We start from the raw sequence: 14,760 nt of genomic DNA, 5'->3' as shown, positions 1-14,760 counted from the left end.
TGAACCACGTCCGGATCACGGGCAGCCGCTGTCGGGCCGGAGCGATCGTCAGGCAGGATGGCGCGTTCGCTGTCCGCCCCGGGAGCTACCCTTACCGGCGGAACACGCGCCTCGTGGACTGATCGCCGTACGCCGCCCGTGCGGCCGACCCTCGAAGGAGAAGGCATGGAACCGTTGCGGATCGGGATTCTCGGTGCCGCCCGGATCTCGGGCCGGGCCATTGGCGAGCCGGCCAAGCTGACCGGCGCCCGGCTGGTCGCGGTCGCTGCCCGCGACGCTGACCGCGCCGAGGCCTTCGCCGCCGAGCACGGGGTCGAGCGGGTGCACGCGTCGTACCAGGCGCTGCTCGACGATCCCGAGGTCGAGGCGATCTACAACCCGCTGGCCAACGGGTTGCACGGGCCGTGGAACCTCAAGGCGCTTGCCGCGGGCAAACATGTGCTGACCGAGAAGCCCTCGGCGAGCAACGCTGCCGAGGCGATGCAGGTGCGGGACGCCGTCCGCTCCTCCGGACTGGTGTTCATGGAGGCGTTCCACTACGCGTACCACCCGGTGATGCGGCGGCTGCTGGAACTGGTCGCGAAGGGCGAGCTCGGCGAGCTGCAGCACGTCGAGGCGACCATGGTGATGCCTCCGCCGCCGGAGGACGACCCGCGCTGGTCGCTGCCGCTGGCGGGCGGCGCTGTGATGGACGTCGGTTGTTACGCGCTGCACGCGCAGCGGATGTTCACGCCGTACGCCGGTGGGGCGCCTCGACTGGTGAGCGCCCGGGCCGGCGAGCGGAAGCGGCTGCCTGGTGTGGACGAGTGGCTGAACGCAGACCTGGAGTTCCCGAACGGGGCGACCGGTGCGGTGCGGACCAGCATGGCGGCCGAAGAGGTCGAGTTCAGCCTCAAGGTCGTCGGCAGTCGCGGTGAGGCGTTCGCGCCGTTCTACGTGCTGCCGCAGCGCGACGACCGGGTGGTGGTGACGACCAAGGAGGACACCTGGGTCGAGCACCGCGGCACGCGTACGTCGTACACCTATCAGCTGGAGGCCTTCACCGGAGCCGTCCGCAACGGGGCTCCGGTGCTCACCGACGTCGACGATGCGCTGGCGACGATGGAGCTGATCGACGCCTGCTACGTGGCTGCCGGGATGACTCCGAGGCCGGCGTCGGCCGTCTGAGCACTGCGGTCGGCGATGGCGTGTGCGAACGCCTGGATGAACGGGTGCGGTCGCGTGCCGTCGCCGGCCAGCTCCGGCTGGAACAGCGTGGCGAGATAGAACGGGTGGTCGGGTAGTTCGGCGATGCGCGGGTCGCCGTCGTCGTCGTACCCGCTGAACACGAGGCCGTGGTCGCGGAGCAGACCGAGCCTGGTGGTGTCGAGGCCGTACGAGCAGTGGTAGCGCTCCATGGATCGCTCGGCGCCCAGGAGGGCGGCCGCTCGGGTGCCCGGGGTTACCTGGATCGCGCCCTCGTGGCCGTCGAGTGAGCACGCCATCGGGACGATCAGCAGGTCGTCCGCGTCCGGGGTGTTCTCGCCGTGCTCGACGTTCGTGGCGCCGCAGACGTTGCGGGCGAACTCGAGCATCGCGTGCTGGAACCCGGCGCAGGTGCCGAGGAACGGGATGCCGTTGTCGCGGGCGATCCGGATCGCGGTGATCGCGCCCGCCTCGCTGCGGTACGGGCTGCCGGGGAGCAGCCAGATCCCGTCGAAGCCTTCGAGTGCCTCGTCGACCTGGTCGGTCGGGATCCAGTAGGCGTCGAAGTCAAGGTTGTCGCGGTCGCGTAGACGGTCGAGGAGGATCGGTATGCGGACGTGGGAGCGGACGTGCGGCGAGCGGTCGGCGACGAGGGCGATGCGGCCGGAGTAGGCGTTCATGGGTCCATCCTCACGGCGACACTGGTATCAGCGCCAACGATGATCTCTGCACTGTACATAAGCAATACTGATCCGCGTGGATCCTCACCTGCTGCGGACGTTCGTGACGGTGGCCGAGTGCGGCTCGTTCTCCGCCGCCGCAGAACGCCTCGGCTACACCCAGTCAGCCGTCTCCCAGCACATCTCCACCCTGGAGAACGACCTCGGTACGCCGCTACTCCGCCGCCGCCCCGTGACCCCGACCCCCGCCGGCGAACGCCTCCTCGAACACGCCGCCCCCATCCTTCTCCGCCTCACCGCCGCCCGAGCCGACGTACGCCGCGCCGTCAGCACGACCCCCACCCCGCTCACCGTGGCCGCCACACCACTGGCGTCCGGCGGCGGCAGGTCGAGCGGCGCGGCCGCTCCCGGGCCGCCTGGTGGGTTGTTGTCTGCTGCTTTGCGGCAGGTGCGGCGGTTGCATCCGGGGACTGAGGTGCGGTTGACGGTTTGTGGGCGGGAGGAGGTTGTGGAGGGTGTGGCCAGCGGAGACTTTGCGCTTGGGTTGGTTGATGGTGTGGCTGCGCCGAGTGATCCGCTTCGGCTCTCGGACTCCATGCACCTGCGTACGACGGCGGTCGCGCACGACGACCTGGTCGTTGCCCTGCCCAACGATCACCCGCTGGCCTCCCGGCGAGGTATCGCCCTGCGCGACCTCGCCGACGCCCGCTGGATCAACGCGCCCGACCTGGCCGCGCCGCTCGCGGTCCTCCGCGCGACCACCGGCTCCGATGGCTTCCGCCCCGCGATCACGTACGCCGGAACCGACCTCCACACCCTCCTCACGCTGATCGCCAACGGCCACGGCCTCGCCGTCCTCCCGCGATCAGCGCCGGCTCAGGTAGCCGTCCCGCTCACCAGCCCGCGCCTGGTCCACCGAACGGAACTCCTCCACGGCCACCTGTCCGAGCCGGCAGCGACAGCCCTAGCCGCCGCACTCTCCAAGTAGCTGCTCGAGCCCCGCCCGTGTCATCGGCCGATCGAGCACCCCGACAGCCTCCCGCTCGGCAAACTCCGCATGGTCAGAGTCCTGCGGATCGATCGCCTCGCAGATCGCGTTGTACGCCCAGTTGAGCCACGCCGTGATCGCCACACCGAACGACGACAGCTCCAGCGTCGGCCAATCGCCGTACCCTTCGCGGAACGCCGCCACCGCCTTGGTGTTGAGCGTCGGCCGCATCACCCACTGCGTCAGCGCCGACCCCAGCTCGAGCGCGGGCGTCATCGAGCCCGCGAAGTCCCACTCCATCACGATCAGCTCGTCGTCACGCCCCAGCCGGACATGCGTCGGGATCAGGTTGCTGTTGCAGAGAATCAGCTCACCGGGATCGACCGCGGTCTCGATCGTCTGCAGATCGAGCCAGACCGGCAGGATCGCCTCCAGCCGGTCCGCCCACGGCTTGCCCGCGACCCGAGCCCGCTCGAGCAGCTTGTCCCACTCAGACTCCGGCCGCCGCCAAACGACGTACGGATTCATCGGCTCTTCGGTCGGGATCGCCAACGCATGCAGCTTCCCGTACGCCGCACCCGCCCGCCGCGCCACCGCCGCGGACACCGGCAACGCCGGCGACGGCCCCACCTCGAGCCACTCGTGGACCCGCCAGTTCTCGCCCTGCACCGGCTCGATCAGAAGTCCTCGCGGACTCCGTACGGCGACCGGCGCCGCCACTCCGACCGCCACAGCGGCGTCCCGAAGCTTGGCACCGAGCTCGGCCTGCTCGTTCGTGATCCAGTCGAAGACTGTCACTGCCAGCCACCGCCCGCGGTCGGTGGTCAGCTCCCAGCACCGCCCCATCGCGGTGAACGCGACAGGGCGGGGCGGGCGGAGCATCGTGCCGAGGCCGAACGATGCGGCCAGCGCCTCGGCCAACCCATCGGGTACGGCGGGCGTCGCCGCGATCCGGCGTTCGACTTCAGCTTTCAGTGCAGGCCAGTCCCGCAGTCCGTACTGGCCCGCCAGCGCACGCTGGGCGTCCGCGAGCGAGGCAGTCGGCGAGGTCTCACGCAGTACAGCCAGCAGATCCTTGGCTTCCTTGCGCAGGAACTCGATCGTCGGCCGATCCGGCAGCAACTTCATGACGCGTCCTCTCCGGCCCGGACTCGCACGGGCAGGCAGAGAGAGGAACGTGAGGTGGCTTCCAGCCTTCCGGCGAGTCTCGACGCGTCCTCACGACGCCCTCAAGAAGTTACCCAACCTCACCTCGCCGGTCAACGGCCGCTATTTCCGCCCCTGCTTGGTGGGCGGGATGATCGCGCTGTCGTTCGGGTTGGGTTTCGGCTGTTTGGGTTGCTTGGGTTTGCGGACTTCACGTCCGCCTTTGTTCTTCGCCATGACGCACTCCGGGGCTCGAGGATCGCAGATCTCGGACGGGCCGACGGCCCTGCCTGCACCGCGGTACTCCTCGTGCCCCGGGGGTCGTCTTCGACGCTACACCCAAAAGCCGGCTTTCAGTCGTGCGTCGGGAAGCCCAGGTTGATCCCGCCGTGCGACGGGTCCAGCCAGCGCGAGGTGACGACCTTGCCGCGGGTGAAGAAGTGCACGCCCTCGGTGCCGTGCGCGTGGGTGTCACCGAACAGCGAGTTCTTCCAGCCGCCGAACGAGTAGTACGCCATCGGGACCGGGATCGGCACGTTGATACCGACCATCCCGACCTCGACCTCGTTCTGGAACCGTCGCGCCGCGCCGCCGTCGTTGGTGAAGATCGCCGTCCCGTTGCCGTACGGGTTCGAGTTCACCAGCGCGAGCGCCGAGTCGTAGGACGCCGTCCGGAGGACCGACAGCACCGGGCCGAAGATCTCGTCGGTGTAGATCGACATCTCCGGCGTGACCTTGTCGAACAGCGTCGGACCGAGCCAGAACCCGTCGGCCGCGCCGTCGAAGTCACCCTCGCGGCCGTCGACGACCAGCTCGGCGCCTTCCTCGACACCGGCAGCGACGTACCCGGAGACCTTGTCGCGGTGCGGACCGGTGACGAGCGGTCCCATGTCGCAGCCGCGCGTGCCGTCGCCGGTCTTCAGCTTGCCCATCCGCTCCTTGATCTTACCGATCAGCTCGTCCGCGATCGGTTCGACCGCGACCAGCGCGGAGATCGCCATACAGCGCTCACCGGCCGAGCCGAAGCCGGCGTTGACCGCGGCGTCGGCGGCCAGGTCGAGGTCCGCGTCCGGCAGCACGATCATGTGGTTCTTGGCTCCGCCGAGGGCCTGAACCCGCTTGCCGTGAGCAGTGCCGGTCTCGTAGACATAGCGAGCGATCGGGGTCGAGCCGACGAACGAGACCGACTTGATGTCCGGGTGCTCGAGCAGCCGGTCGACAGCCTCCTTGTCGCCGTGTACGACGTTCACCACGCCGTCCGGCAGACCGGCCTCCTTCCACAGCTCGGCCATCGCGTTCGCCGCCGACGGGTCCTTCTCGGACGGCTTGATCACCACACTGTTGCCACAGGCAACGGCGATCGGGACGAACCACATCGGCACCATGGCCGGGAAGTTGAACGGCGAGATCACCGCGCAGACACCGAGCGGCTGGCGGATCGAGTACACGTCGACCTTGGTCGACACACCCTCGCTGAACCCGCCCTTGAGCAGATGCGGGATCCCGCAGGCGAACTCGATCACCTCGAGACCGCGGGTCACCTCGCCGAGCGCGTCGGACAGCACCTTGCCGTGCTCGGCGGTGATGATCTGCGCGATCCGCTCCTTGTCCCGGTTCACCAGCTCGCGGTACGCGAACAGGACCTGGGCGCGGCGGGTGAGCGAGGTCTCCGCCCACGCCTTCGAGGTCTCGTGAGCCACCTTGACGACCTCGTCGACGGTCGCCGCCGACGCCAGGTCCAGCTCACCGGTGACCTGGCCGGTCGCCGGGTTGTAGACCTTGCTGGTCCGCTCGGCCACGCCGGTCCACGAGCCGCCACCGACGAGGTGGGTGATGCGCTTGATCTCAGTACTCACGATGCTTCCTCACTGCCGAATTCCTGAAGGTGTTTCATCCGAGGACCTTGCTGCGGTCGGCCAGGGTGACGTCGACCGGTCTACCAGAGCTGAGCGACTCGATGCCTGCCTCGCAGACCGCGGCCGCGGCGTACCCGTCCCAAGCGCTCGGCCCGTCGATCTCACCGCGCACGGTGGCATCGACCCAGCGTTGCACCTCGACGTCGTACGCCTGCTCGAACCGCACCCGGAAGTCGGCCGGCATCGCGCCGCCCCACTGCCCGCCGGCCCGGGTGAACACGCCGGACCCGAGACCGATCGTCGCGCTCCCGCGCTCGGCCACAGCCTCACACCGGACCTCGTACCCGACCTGGAAGTTCACGAACACCTCCACGTCGGCCATCGCGCCGTTCGCCAGCTCGAACAGGGCCAGCTGCGGATCGAGTACGCCGTCCGCCACCAGGCTCGTCGGCTGCGGCGTCCGCACGGTGATCCGGGTGATCTCCGAGCCGAACAACCAGCGCGCGACATCGACCTCGTGCACCATCGAGTCCCGCACGATCATCTCGCTCCGGAACGTCGTGGGCACCGACTGGTTCCGGTGCACGTTGTGCAGCAGCAACGTCCGCCCGAGCTCGCCCGAGTCGAGCAGTTGCTTCATCGCGGCGTACTCCGGGTCGAAGCGCCGCATGAACCCGACCTGGATCAGCTGCCGCCCGAGCTTGTGCTCCCGCTCGACGACCTGCAAGGCCGAGGCCGCATCCATCGTCAGCGGCTTCTCGCACAGGACCGGCTTGCCGTGCTCCAGACAGGCGAACAGCTGCTCGGCGTGTGCGAACCCCGGTGACGCCAGGATCACTGCGTCGACCTCGTCGCTCGCGATCAGCTCGAGCGGGTCGGCCACGACGCGAGCATCAAGCCTCGACGCGAGGCTCTCGGCCCGCGCCCAGTCCGGATCCGACACCGCGACCAGGCGCGCACCCGCCGTCTTCCGCACGACTCGCTCGGCGTGGTCGGCGCCCATCACCCCCACGCCGACGATCCCGACCCGCAGATCGCTCATGTGTCCTCCTGCCGCTGCGTTTCATTCTCCACGACCAACTCGGGGTTGACGCTGCGCAGTTCGTGACTCAGAGCCTCGAGCTCGGAGCCGCCCGCCATCTCGGTGGTCAGCTGCTCCAGCGTGATCTCCGAACGGTGCGTGTCCAGCGCCACCCGCCCCAGCTTCAGTACGACGAAGTGGTTCCCGACCAGGTAGGCGTGATGCGGGTTGTGGGTGATGAAGATGACGCCGATCCCGGCGTCGCGCGCCTTCACGACGTACTTCAGCACCACGCCTGACTGGTTCACGCCGAGCGCGGCGGTCGGCTCGTCGAGGATCAGCACCTTCGCGCCGAAATGGATCGCCCGGGCGATCGCGACGCACTGCCGCTGACCGCCGGACAGCTTCCCGACCGGCTGCTCGAGATCGGGGATCGAGATCCCCATCTTCGTCAGCTCCTCCTGCGCGATCCGCTTCATCTTCGCCGTGTCCAGCTGCCGGAACGGACCCTTGGTGATCTCGTTGCCGAGGAAGAAGTTCCGCCAGACCGACATCAGCGGGGCCAGTGCGAGGTCCTGGTAGACGGTCGCGATACCGCTGTCCAGGGACTCGCGCGGCGAGCCGAAGTGCCGCTCCTCGCCGTTCACCGACATCCGGCCCGACGTGTAGTCGTGCAGTCCGGCGATGATCTTGATCAGCGTCGACTTCCCCGCGCCGTTGTCGCCGAGCACGCAGGTGATCTCGCCCTGCCGGACCGACAACGACACCCCGCGGAGCGCGTTGATGTTCCCGTAGCTCTTGCCGACATCCTCGAGCAGCACGATCGGGCTGTTGGGACTGGCGACCTCGTCCGCGAACGACTCCGTGGTGGTCATCGTGCCTCCGCCCGGTTCTTGACGACCAGGTTGACAATGGTTGCCAGCAGCAACATGACGCCGAGGAACGCCTTGAACCAGTCGGGGTTCCAGCCGGCGTACACGACACCGAGCTGGACCATCCCGAAGATCAGCGCACCGACCGCGCCGCCCACCACCGATCCGTAGCCGCCGGTGAGCAGGCACCCGCCGACGACCGCCGCGATGATGTACAGGAACTCCTTCCCGACACCCTCACCGGACTGCACGACGCCGTTCTGCACGAACAGCAACTGCATACCGGTGAACCAGGCGAAGAACCCGACCGTCATGAACAGCCCGATCTTCACCTTCCGGACCGGTACGCCGACCGCCCGCGCGGCCGCCGCGTCGCCGCCGACCGCGAAGATCCAGTTGCCGATCTGGGTCTTCAGCAGCACCCAGGCCGCGACCGCGACGAACACGATCCACCAGACGACGATGATCTTGATCGTCACGCCGCCGAGCTTGAACTCCGACGCGAAGATCGCCTTCGCCCCGCTGAACCCGTCCATGTCGCTGATCGAGTTCGACGCGACGGCGCCGGAGGCGAGCCGGGTGACGGCGATGTTGAGGCCTTGCAGGATGAAGAACGTGCCGAGCGTCACCAGGAAGCTGGGCAGTCCCGTCCGCATCAGCAGCCAGCCGTTGAACGCGCCGATCGCCAGCGAGAGCAGCAGCGCGACGAACACGCCGAGCCAGACGTTCACGCTGAACTGGTACGCGAACAGACCCGCCGTCAGACCCGAGGTCGTCACCGCGACCCCCGCCGACAGGTCGAACTCGCCGCCGATCATCAGCAGTGAGACCGGCACCGCCATCACGCCGATCAGCGCGGCCTGGTACAGGATCGTGCCGGTGTTGTTGATCTCGCGGAACGGCGGCGCGGCGATCAGGAAGAACACCAGGATCACGGCCGCGCCGACCAGCGAGCCGATCTCCGGCCGGCTCAGCAGTCGCGCCCCGAGGGAGCGGGCGGAGACGCGGTCGTCGGCCGGAGCCGGTGAAATGATGGTCGATGCCATGGCGCTACCTCAGCGCGTCCCGGCTTCGGCGAACTTCTGCACCGCCGCGATGTTGGACTTGTCGATGAACGCCGGCCCGGTCAGGGTGGCCTCGCCACCGCCGATGGTGTTGCCGTTGGTCCGGTAGAGCCAGATCGCGTCGACCGCCAGGTAGCCCTGCAGGTACGGCTGCTGGTCGACGGCGAACTGCACCGTGCCGTCCGCGACCGCCTTGGCCATCTCCTTGCTCATGTCGAAGCTGCCGATCTTGGCCGACGACCCGGCGTCCTTGGCTGCCTTGACGGCGGTCAGCGCGATACCGGCGTTCAGCGCGACGACGTAGTCGGCGGTCTTGTCCTGCTGCAGCTTCGAGGTCAGCGTCGCTGACGTACCCGGCTGGTCGGTGCCGTTGACGTTGACGTTCTCGGTGGTCGGCAGCTTGTCCTTGATGCCCTGGCAGCGGGCCTCGAGGCTGACGTTGCCCTGCTCGTGGATGACGCAGAGGACCTTCTTGGCGCCGAGCTGCTTGAGCTTCTCCCCCGTGGCCTGGCCGGCGATCCGCTCGTCCTGACCGAAGTACCCGATCGCCCCGGTGGTCTTCCACTGGTCGAGGCCGCCGTTGAGGACCGTCACCGGGATGCCGGCCGCGATCGCCTTCTTGACGTTCGGGATCACCGCGTCGGGCTTGTTCAGGGTCACGGCGATACCGTCGACCTTGGAGTCGATCGCGGTCTGCACGAGGTTGGCCTGCGCGGCGCCGTCCGGGTCGGCGGAGTACTGCAGCTCGATGTTGTCCTTCTTCGCGGCCGCCTCGGCGCCGCGCCGGACGATGTCCCAGAAGGTGTCGCCGGCCCCCGAATGGGTGATCAGGGCAACCTTCATGCGCGGGGTGTCGGCGACGTTCCCGCCGCTGCCGCCGGAGCTCTGCTCCGACTGCTTGCCCCCGGACGAACTACACGCCGCCAGTGCCGCGGCCAGCGCAACCGCGGCACCCGCGGCCACCGCCTTCTTCTGCCACCGAACCATGACTTCGACCAGCCTTTCAGATGTACCGCGGCGAGTCCGCGGACTTGCGTGGGACCAGAGAGTGTCACACTCCGCCGGTCGTCAGCTCGATACGGCACCCCCGAGTGCAGTGAGATATGCCAACGTCCGCTCGGCGATCGGCAGCGGTACGTCGGGCGGGCACGGATACATGTCCTGCTCGACGATCGCGAACAGGTCGTGGTCGAGCGCAGCCAGCGCGTCCAGCACCGGCGGCAGCTCGGGTACGCCGTTCGGCGGCTCGCACATCACGCCCCGCCGTACGGCCTCGTCGACGCTCAGGCCCTCGGCGTCGACCTCGGCCAGGACCTTCGGATCCACCTGCTTGAGGTGCAGGTAGCCGATCCGGTCCGGGTACTTGCGGATCAGCTCCAGGTTGTCGCCGCCGCAGTAGCTGATGTGCCCCGTGTCCAGGCACAGGTTCACGTACGTCGCGTCGGTCTCCTCGAGCAGGCGCTCGACGGTGTCCTGCGTGTCGATGTGGCCGTCCGCGTGCGGGTGGTACTGCGTCTGCAGGCCGAACTCCTCCGCCAGCCGGCGACCCAGCTCGGTCACCGCTCGTCCGTGCTTGGTCTGACCCTCGTGGTCCGACCGCTCCTCGACGATCTCGCCGTTGTCACCACGCCACATCGACGGCATCACGACCAAGTGCTTCGCGCCCATCGCGGCGGTCAGCTCGGCTGTCTTGACGACGTCCCGCCAGGTCGACTCCCAGCCGTCCGGGCGATGCAGCTGCTCGAACGTCGTACCAGCGGTGATCGTCAGGCCGCGGCTGTCCAGCTCGGCCTTCAGCCTGACGGGATCGGTCGGCAGGTAGCCGTACGGCCCGAGCTCGATGCGCGTGTATCCGGCCGCGACGACCTCGTCGAGGAACCGCGTCCACGGGGTCTGCTTCGGATCGTCGGCGAACCAGACTCCCCACGAGTCCGGCGCCGTACCGATGCTGATCTTACCCATCAGCTGTCTCCCTCGACCGGAGCGAGGTACGAATGCTGGGCCTTCTTGCTCTCCTCGTACGCCGCCCGCGCCGCCGCGGTCGACTCGAGGGTCGACACCTCGCTGACCGGAACGTCCCACCAGGACTCGCTGTCCGGGGCGCCGATCAGCGGATCGGTGGTGACGTGGATCGCGATCGGGCCGGTGGCGGCCTTCGCGGTCTGGATCGCCTTCTCCAGCTCGGCCCGGCTGTGGACGTCGATCACCTCGACGCCGAAGCTGCGCACGTTCGCGGCCAGGTCGACGGGGAGGTAGTCGCCGTCGAGCCGTCCGTCGCCGGTGCGCTTGCGGTACGCCGTACCGAATCGTTGCGAGCCGAGGGATTCCGAGAGCGCGCCGATCGAGGCGAATCCGTGGTTCTGGACGAGGACGACGATGATCTTGAGGTTTTCCTGGACGGCGGTTGCCAGTTCGCTGGACATCATCAGGTACGAGCCGTCGCCGACCAGCACGAACACGTCCCGATCGGGTGCACCGAGCCGTACGCCGATCCCGCCGGCGATCTCGTAGCCCATGCAGGAGTAGCCGTACTCGACGTGGTAGCCCTTGCCGTCGCGGGTCCGCCAGAGCTTGTGCAGATCGCCCGGCATCGAGCCGGCTGCGCAGACGACGACGTCGCGGGGGTCGGACAGCTCGTTCACACAACCGAGCACCTCGCCCTGGGTGAGCAGACCCGTGGCCAGCTTCTCGGTCACCTCGGCCGGTGGGTTGTAGGTCCGCTCGACGGTCGCGTCCCACTCCTGCGCCAGGCGGTGCGTCTCGGCGCGGTACTCGTCGCCGACCGACCAACCGTCCAGCTTGGCGGTCAGCGCAGCGAGCGCCTCGCGGGCGTCGGCCACGACCGGCAGACCGGCGTGTTTTCCGCCGTCGAACCTGGCTACGTTGATGTTCACGAACCGTACGTCGGGGTTCTGGAACGCGGTGCGCGACGCCGTGGTGAAGTCGGCGTACCGGGTGCCGATGCCGATCACCAGGTCGGCGGACCTGGCGACCGCATTGGCAGCGGTGGTGCCGGTCGAGCCGACCGCGCCGAGGGACTGCGGGTGGTCGTAGGGCAGGGATCCCTTGCCTGCTTGGGATTCACCGACCGGGACGCCGGTCGCCTCCGCGAACGTTCGCAGTACGTCGTTCGCCTCGGAGTACGCGACGCCGCCGCCGGCGACGATCAGCGGACGGCGGGAGTTGCGGATCAGCTCGGCGGCCCGGTCGAGGATGGTTGTCTCGGGCAACGGACGGGCGACATGCCACTCGCGCTCGGCGAACAGTTCGTCGGGCCAGTCGAACGCCTCCGCCTGCACGTCCTGCGGGAGCGCGAGGGTGACCGCGCCGGTCTCGACCGGGTCGGTGAGGACTCGCATCGCGTTCATCAGCGCGGACGGGAGTTGCTCGGGGCGGCTGACGCGGTCGAAGTACCTCGAGACCGGGCGGAACGCGTCGTTCACGTTGATGTCGCCGGCGCCGAAGTTCTCCAGCTCTTGCAGGACAGGCGAGGCGACGCGCGTCACGAAGGTGTCCGACGGCAGCAGCAGGACCGGCAGGCGGTTCACCGTTGCCAGTGCGGCGCCGGTGATCATGTTGGTCGAGCCGGGGCCGATGCTCGCCGTACACGCGTAGGTCTGCAGGCGGTTGGTGGTGCGCGCGAAGGCGGCCGCGGTGTGCACCATGGCCTGCTCGTTGCGGGCCAGGATGTACGGCAGCGCCTTCGGGTCCTCGAGCTCGGACTGCAGGAGCGCCTGTCCGACGCCGGCGACGTTGCCGTGGCCGAAGATGCCCAGGCAGCCGGCGATCAGCCGCTGCCGGACGCCGTCCCGCTCGGAGTACTGGACGCTCAGGAAGCGTACGAGGGCCTGGGCGACCGTGAGGCGGACCGTCATGAATCTGCTACTCCTTGTCCGAAAGGCAGGCGCGGATCGATGTGCTGGGAGTTCCACAGCTCGCGGACCCAGGCATGTTGCGGGTCATCGGTGATCAGCCACTGCCGCTCGGTGCCGGGGCCGGCCATCACGTTCAGGTAGTACATGTCGTAGCCGGGCGGCGCCATCGCCGGACCGTGCCAGCCGTGCGGGACGAGCACCAGGTCGCCGCTGCGGACCTCGGCCAGTACGTCGATCGGCCGGTCGTCGGTCCCGTAGACCCGCTGGTAGCCGATCGGATCGTTGCCCTTGACACCTTCCGGTACGTCGTCGGACAGCTGCAGCTCGAAGTAGTAGATCTCCTCGAGCTCGCTCTCCTTGCCCGGCCGGTGCTCGTCATGCTTGTGCGGCGGGTACGACGACCAGTTGCCGGCCGGCGTGATCACCTCGCACGCGATGATCGAGTCGGCGTCGAGCACACCCGGTACGCCGAAGTTCCGGACCTGGCGGGAGGAGACGCCGGCGCCGCGGAGCTCGGTCTCGACGTCGTCGGCCGCGATCCGCTGGAACGGGACGTCCTTCGCGGCCTTGGCGTTCGGGAACGCGATCCTTGCGCCGCCGGCGCTGACGACGGCGAAGGTCGTGTTGCGGGGGATATAGGCCAGGTCGGTCGGGCCGGCGAAGACGTCGGCCCGGCCGGCGAGGGGGATCGAGTCGCCGTCGATGACGACCTCGGCGGATCCGCTCAGCGGGAGAACGACGTACTCGCAGTCGCCGGTGTCGATCTCGACGGACTGTCCGGGGAGCAGTGTGCGGATCGACAGGCCGGTGTGATGCCAGTCGGGCTCGCCCGGCCGGACCATGAGCTCGAAGCCTTCGTGCGCGGTCGACCCAGCAGGCCGGAACCATTCGGTCATGCGCCACCTCCGTGGACGAGCGTTGCGGCGTGGTCGACGGCTGCGGCGACATCGCCGTCGGGTGGGAAGAGGAGCGCCCGGCCGACGACGAGTCCGCGGACCGAGGGGAGGCTGAGGGCCTTGCCCCACGAGGCGTACGTCGCTTCCGGGGCGACGGTCGGGTCGCCGCCGAGCAGGAGGGTCGGGAGGGTCGTTGCCTCCATCACCCGATCCAGTTCGTCGACGACCGGGAGCTTGAGCCAGGTGTACGCGCTGGTCGCGCCGAGGGCGGAGGCGATGTGGATCGACTTGATGACCGAGTCCGGGTCGAGCAGGTTCGTCACCCGGCCGTCCTCGGCGCGGGTCGACCAGAACGGTTCGACCATCGCCATCAGCTTGTGCTCGGCCAGGCCGGTGACGGCGGCGGCACTGGACTCCAGGGTCGAGACGGTGCCGGGATCGCCGAGGTCGATGCGGGTCAGCATCTTGCCGCCGTCGAGGCGGCGGGAGGCGATCTCGTCCGCGGTCCGGTAGGCGGTGAATCGGTCGTCCACCTCGAACGCTGCGCCTTGGAGGCCGCCGCGATTCATCGAGCCGATGACGACCTTGCCTTCTAGTGCGCCGAGTAGCAGGAGGTCTTCGAGGATGTCCGGGGTGGCGAGGACGCCGTCAACACCTGGGCGCTCCAGCGCGGTCATCAACCGAGCAATCAGGTCGGGCCGGCTGGCCATCGCCATCCGATCCCCTCTGACGCCCAGCGCTCCCCTCGCCGGATGGTCAGCCGCCACAATCAACAGCCGCCCGTCCTCCCCCACCAACCCCCGAGTCCGCCGCCGCTGCCAAGCCTCAGCCAACCGCTCCGGATGCCGCACCCGAATCTCAGTCAACTCCGCCAACCGCTCCCCATACCCCCGCCACCCCACCTGAACACCCTGTTCCACAGGCCGCTGCCCCGCGAACTCCACACCGACTTGCTGTACGCCGGGCAACTGCTCCGCGGACTGCTGCATGGGCCGCTCAACCGTCGGCTCATCCGACCCAACCCCGGAATGCGCCGCCGCCTCACCCGGACCTGCAGGCTGAGAGGTACCAACCGGAGCGCCCGAGTTGCCGGGAGCGCCCGAGGTGTCGAAGGCCTGCGTGCCTGGGTTGCCTGGCTGCTGCGCGATAACCGTCGCCTCGTCCTGCCACGCCGGGG

General features: G+C 68.8%; 13 protein-coding genes. 2 read left to right on the top strand and 11 right to left on the bottom strand.

The window, feature by feature from the left end:
- Positions 1–165: 165 nt before the first annotated feature.
- Positions 166–1,167: a Gfo/Idh/MocA family protein gene (locus FDA38_RS06465; RefSeq protein ID WP_137253121.1), complete on the top strand. Its 1,002-nt coding sequence runs from the start codon at positions 166–168 to the stop codon at positions 1,165–1,167.
- Here the strand turns inward: FDA38_RS06465 and FDA38_RS06460 are convergent.
- Complete coding sequence (locus FDA38_RS06460; protein ID WP_137253120.1) at positions 1,122–1,865, bottom strand: CTP synthase C-terminal region-related (seleno)protein; 744 nt, start codon at positions 1,863–1,865, stop codon at positions 1,122–1,124. The genes FDA38_RS06465 and FDA38_RS06460 overlap by 46 nt on opposite strands.
- Positions 1,866–1,941: 76 nt before the next feature.
- On the opposite strand from FDA38_RS06460, the gene FDA38_RS06455 reads away from it, so the two are divergent.
- Positions 1,942–2,853: a LysR family transcriptional regulator gene (locus FDA38_RS06455; protein ID WP_137253119.1), complete on the top strand. Its 912-nt coding sequence runs from the start codon at positions 1,942–1,944 to the stop codon at positions 2,851–2,853.
- Here the strand turns inward: FDA38_RS06455 and FDA38_RS06450 are convergent.
- The 10 genes from FDA38_RS06450 to FDA38_RS06405 all read right to left on the bottom strand — a co-directional run bounded on the left by FDA38_RS06450 (position 2,830) and on the right by FDA38_RS06405 (position 14,458).
- Positions 2,830–3,981: a phosphotransferase gene (locus FDA38_RS06450; RefSeq protein WP_137253118.1), complete on the bottom strand. Its 1,152-nt coding sequence runs from the start codon at positions 3,979–3,981 to the stop codon at positions 2,830–2,832. The two genes, FDA38_RS06455 and FDA38_RS06450, sit on opposite strands and share 24 nt — an antisense overlap.
- A 371-nt stretch (positions 3,982–4,352) precedes the next feature.
- Positions 4,353–5,855: a CoA-acylating methylmalonate-semialdehyde dehydrogenase gene (locus FDA38_RS06445; RefSeq protein WP_137253117.1), complete on the bottom strand. Its 1,503-nt coding sequence runs from the start codon at positions 5,853–5,855 to the stop codon at positions 4,353–4,355.
- 34 nt (positions 5,856–5,889) lie between these two features.
- Positions 5,890–6,897, bottom strand: a complete 1,008-nt coding sequence (locus FDA38_RS06440) for a Gfo/Idh/MocA family protein (protein ID WP_137253116.1) — start codon at positions 6,895–6,897, stop codon at positions 5,890–5,892.
- Positions 6,894–7,751, bottom strand: a complete 858-nt coding sequence (locus FDA38_RS06435; RefSeq protein ID WP_137253115.1) for an ATP-binding cassette domain-containing protein — start codon at positions 7,749–7,751, stop codon at positions 6,894–6,896. The genes FDA38_RS06440 and FDA38_RS06435 overlap by 4 nt, the downstream gene beginning before the upstream one ends.
- Positions 7,748–8,794 (bottom strand): ABC transporter permease, encoded by a 1,047-nt coding sequence (locus FDA38_RS06430; protein ID WP_137253114.1) that lies wholly within the window; start codon positions 8,792–8,794, stop codon positions 7,748–7,750. Before FDA38_RS06430 ends, FDA38_RS06435 begins: the two co-directional genes overlap by 4 nt.
- A 9-nt stretch (positions 8,795–8,803) precedes the next feature.
- Positions 8,804–9,799 (bottom strand): substrate-binding domain-containing protein, encoded by a 996-nt coding sequence (locus FDA38_RS06425; RefSeq protein ID WP_137253113.1) that lies wholly within the window; start codon positions 9,797–9,799, stop codon positions 8,804–8,806.
- An 81-nt stretch (positions 9,800–9,880) separates the two neighbouring features.
- Positions 9,881–10,774: a sugar phosphate isomerase/epimerase family protein gene (locus FDA38_RS06420; protein WP_137253112.1), complete on the bottom strand. Its 894-nt coding sequence runs from the start codon at positions 10,772–10,774 to the stop codon at positions 9,881–9,883.
- Entirely contained in the window at positions 10,774–12,687 is a 1,914-nt protein-coding gene (gene iolD / locus FDA38_RS06415; RefSeq protein WP_137253111.1) for a 3D-(3,5/4)-trihydroxycyclohexane-1,2-dione acylhydrolase (decyclizing), read from the bottom strand. The genes FDA38_RS06420 and iolD overlap by 1 nt, the downstream gene beginning before the upstream one ends.
- Positions 12,684–13,583: a 5-deoxy-glucuronate isomerase gene (gene iolB / locus FDA38_RS06410; RefSeq protein ID WP_137253110.1), complete on the bottom strand. Its 900-nt coding sequence runs from the start codon at positions 13,581–13,583 to the stop codon at positions 12,684–12,686. The genes iolD and iolB overlap by 4 nt, the downstream gene beginning before the upstream one ends.
- On the bottom strand, positions 13,580–14,458 hold the full coding sequence (locus FDA38_RS06405) for a Cgl0159 family (beta/alpha)8-fold protein (RefSeq protein WP_137254154.1): 879 nt from the start codon (positions 14,456–14,458) through the stop codon (positions 13,580–13,582). The genes iolB and FDA38_RS06405 overlap by 4 nt, the downstream gene beginning before the upstream one ends.
- Positions 14,459–14,760: the final 302 nt, after the last annotated feature.

It is taken from the genome of Kribbella jiaozuonensis, assembly GCF_005233875.1.
In the GTDB taxonomy this organism is placed as follows: domain Bacteria; phylum Actinomycetota; class Actinomycetes; order Propionibacteriales; family Kribbellaceae; genus Kribbella; species Kribbella jiaozuonensis.
Note: the sequence above shows the minus strand (reverse complement) of the source record. Positions and strands in the feature narration are given on the sequence as shown.

Excerpts from the sequence above, each read along its gene's own strand:
- FDA38_RS06465 (WP_137253121.1), top strand. The coding sequence starts at position 166 with ATGGAACCGTTGCGGATCGGGATTCTCGGTGCCGCCCGGATCTCGGGC.
- FDA38_RS06460 (WP_137253120.1), bottom strand. The coding sequence starts at position 1,865 with ATGAACGCCTACTCCGGCCGCATCGCCCTCGTCGCCGACCGCTCGCCG.
- FDA38_RS06450 (WP_137253118.1), bottom strand. The coding sequence starts at position 3,981 with ATGAAGTTGCTGCCGGATCGGCCGACGATCGAGTTCCTGCGCAAGGAA.
- FDA38_RS06440 (WP_137253116.1), bottom strand. The coding sequence starts at position 6,897 with ATGAGCGATCTGCGGGTCGGGATCGTCGGCGTGGGGGTGATGGGCGCC.
- FDA38_RS06435 (WP_137253115.1), bottom strand. The coding sequence starts at position 7,751 with ATGACCACCACGGAGTCGTTCGCGGACGAGGTCGCCAGTCCCAACAGC.
- FDA38_RS06430 (WP_137253114.1), bottom strand. The coding sequence starts at position 8,794 with ATGGCATCGACCATCATTTCACCGGCTCCGGCCGACGACCGCGTCTCC.
- FDA38_RS06425 (WP_137253113.1), bottom strand. The coding sequence starts at position 9,799 with ATGGTTCGGTGGCAGAAGAAGGCGGTGGCCGCGGGTGCCGCGGTTGCG.
- FDA38_RS06420 (WP_137253112.1), bottom strand. The coding sequence starts at position 10,774 with ATGGGTAAGATCAGCATCGGTACGGCGCCGGACTCGTGGGGAGTCTGG.
- iolD (WP_137253111.1), bottom strand. The coding sequence starts at position 12,687 with ATGACGGTCCGCCTCACGGTCGCCCAGGCCCTCGTACGCTTCCTGAGC.
- iolB (WP_137253110.1), bottom strand. The coding sequence starts at position 13,583 with ATGACCGAATGGTTCCGGCCTGCTGGGTCGACCGCGCACGAAGGCTTC.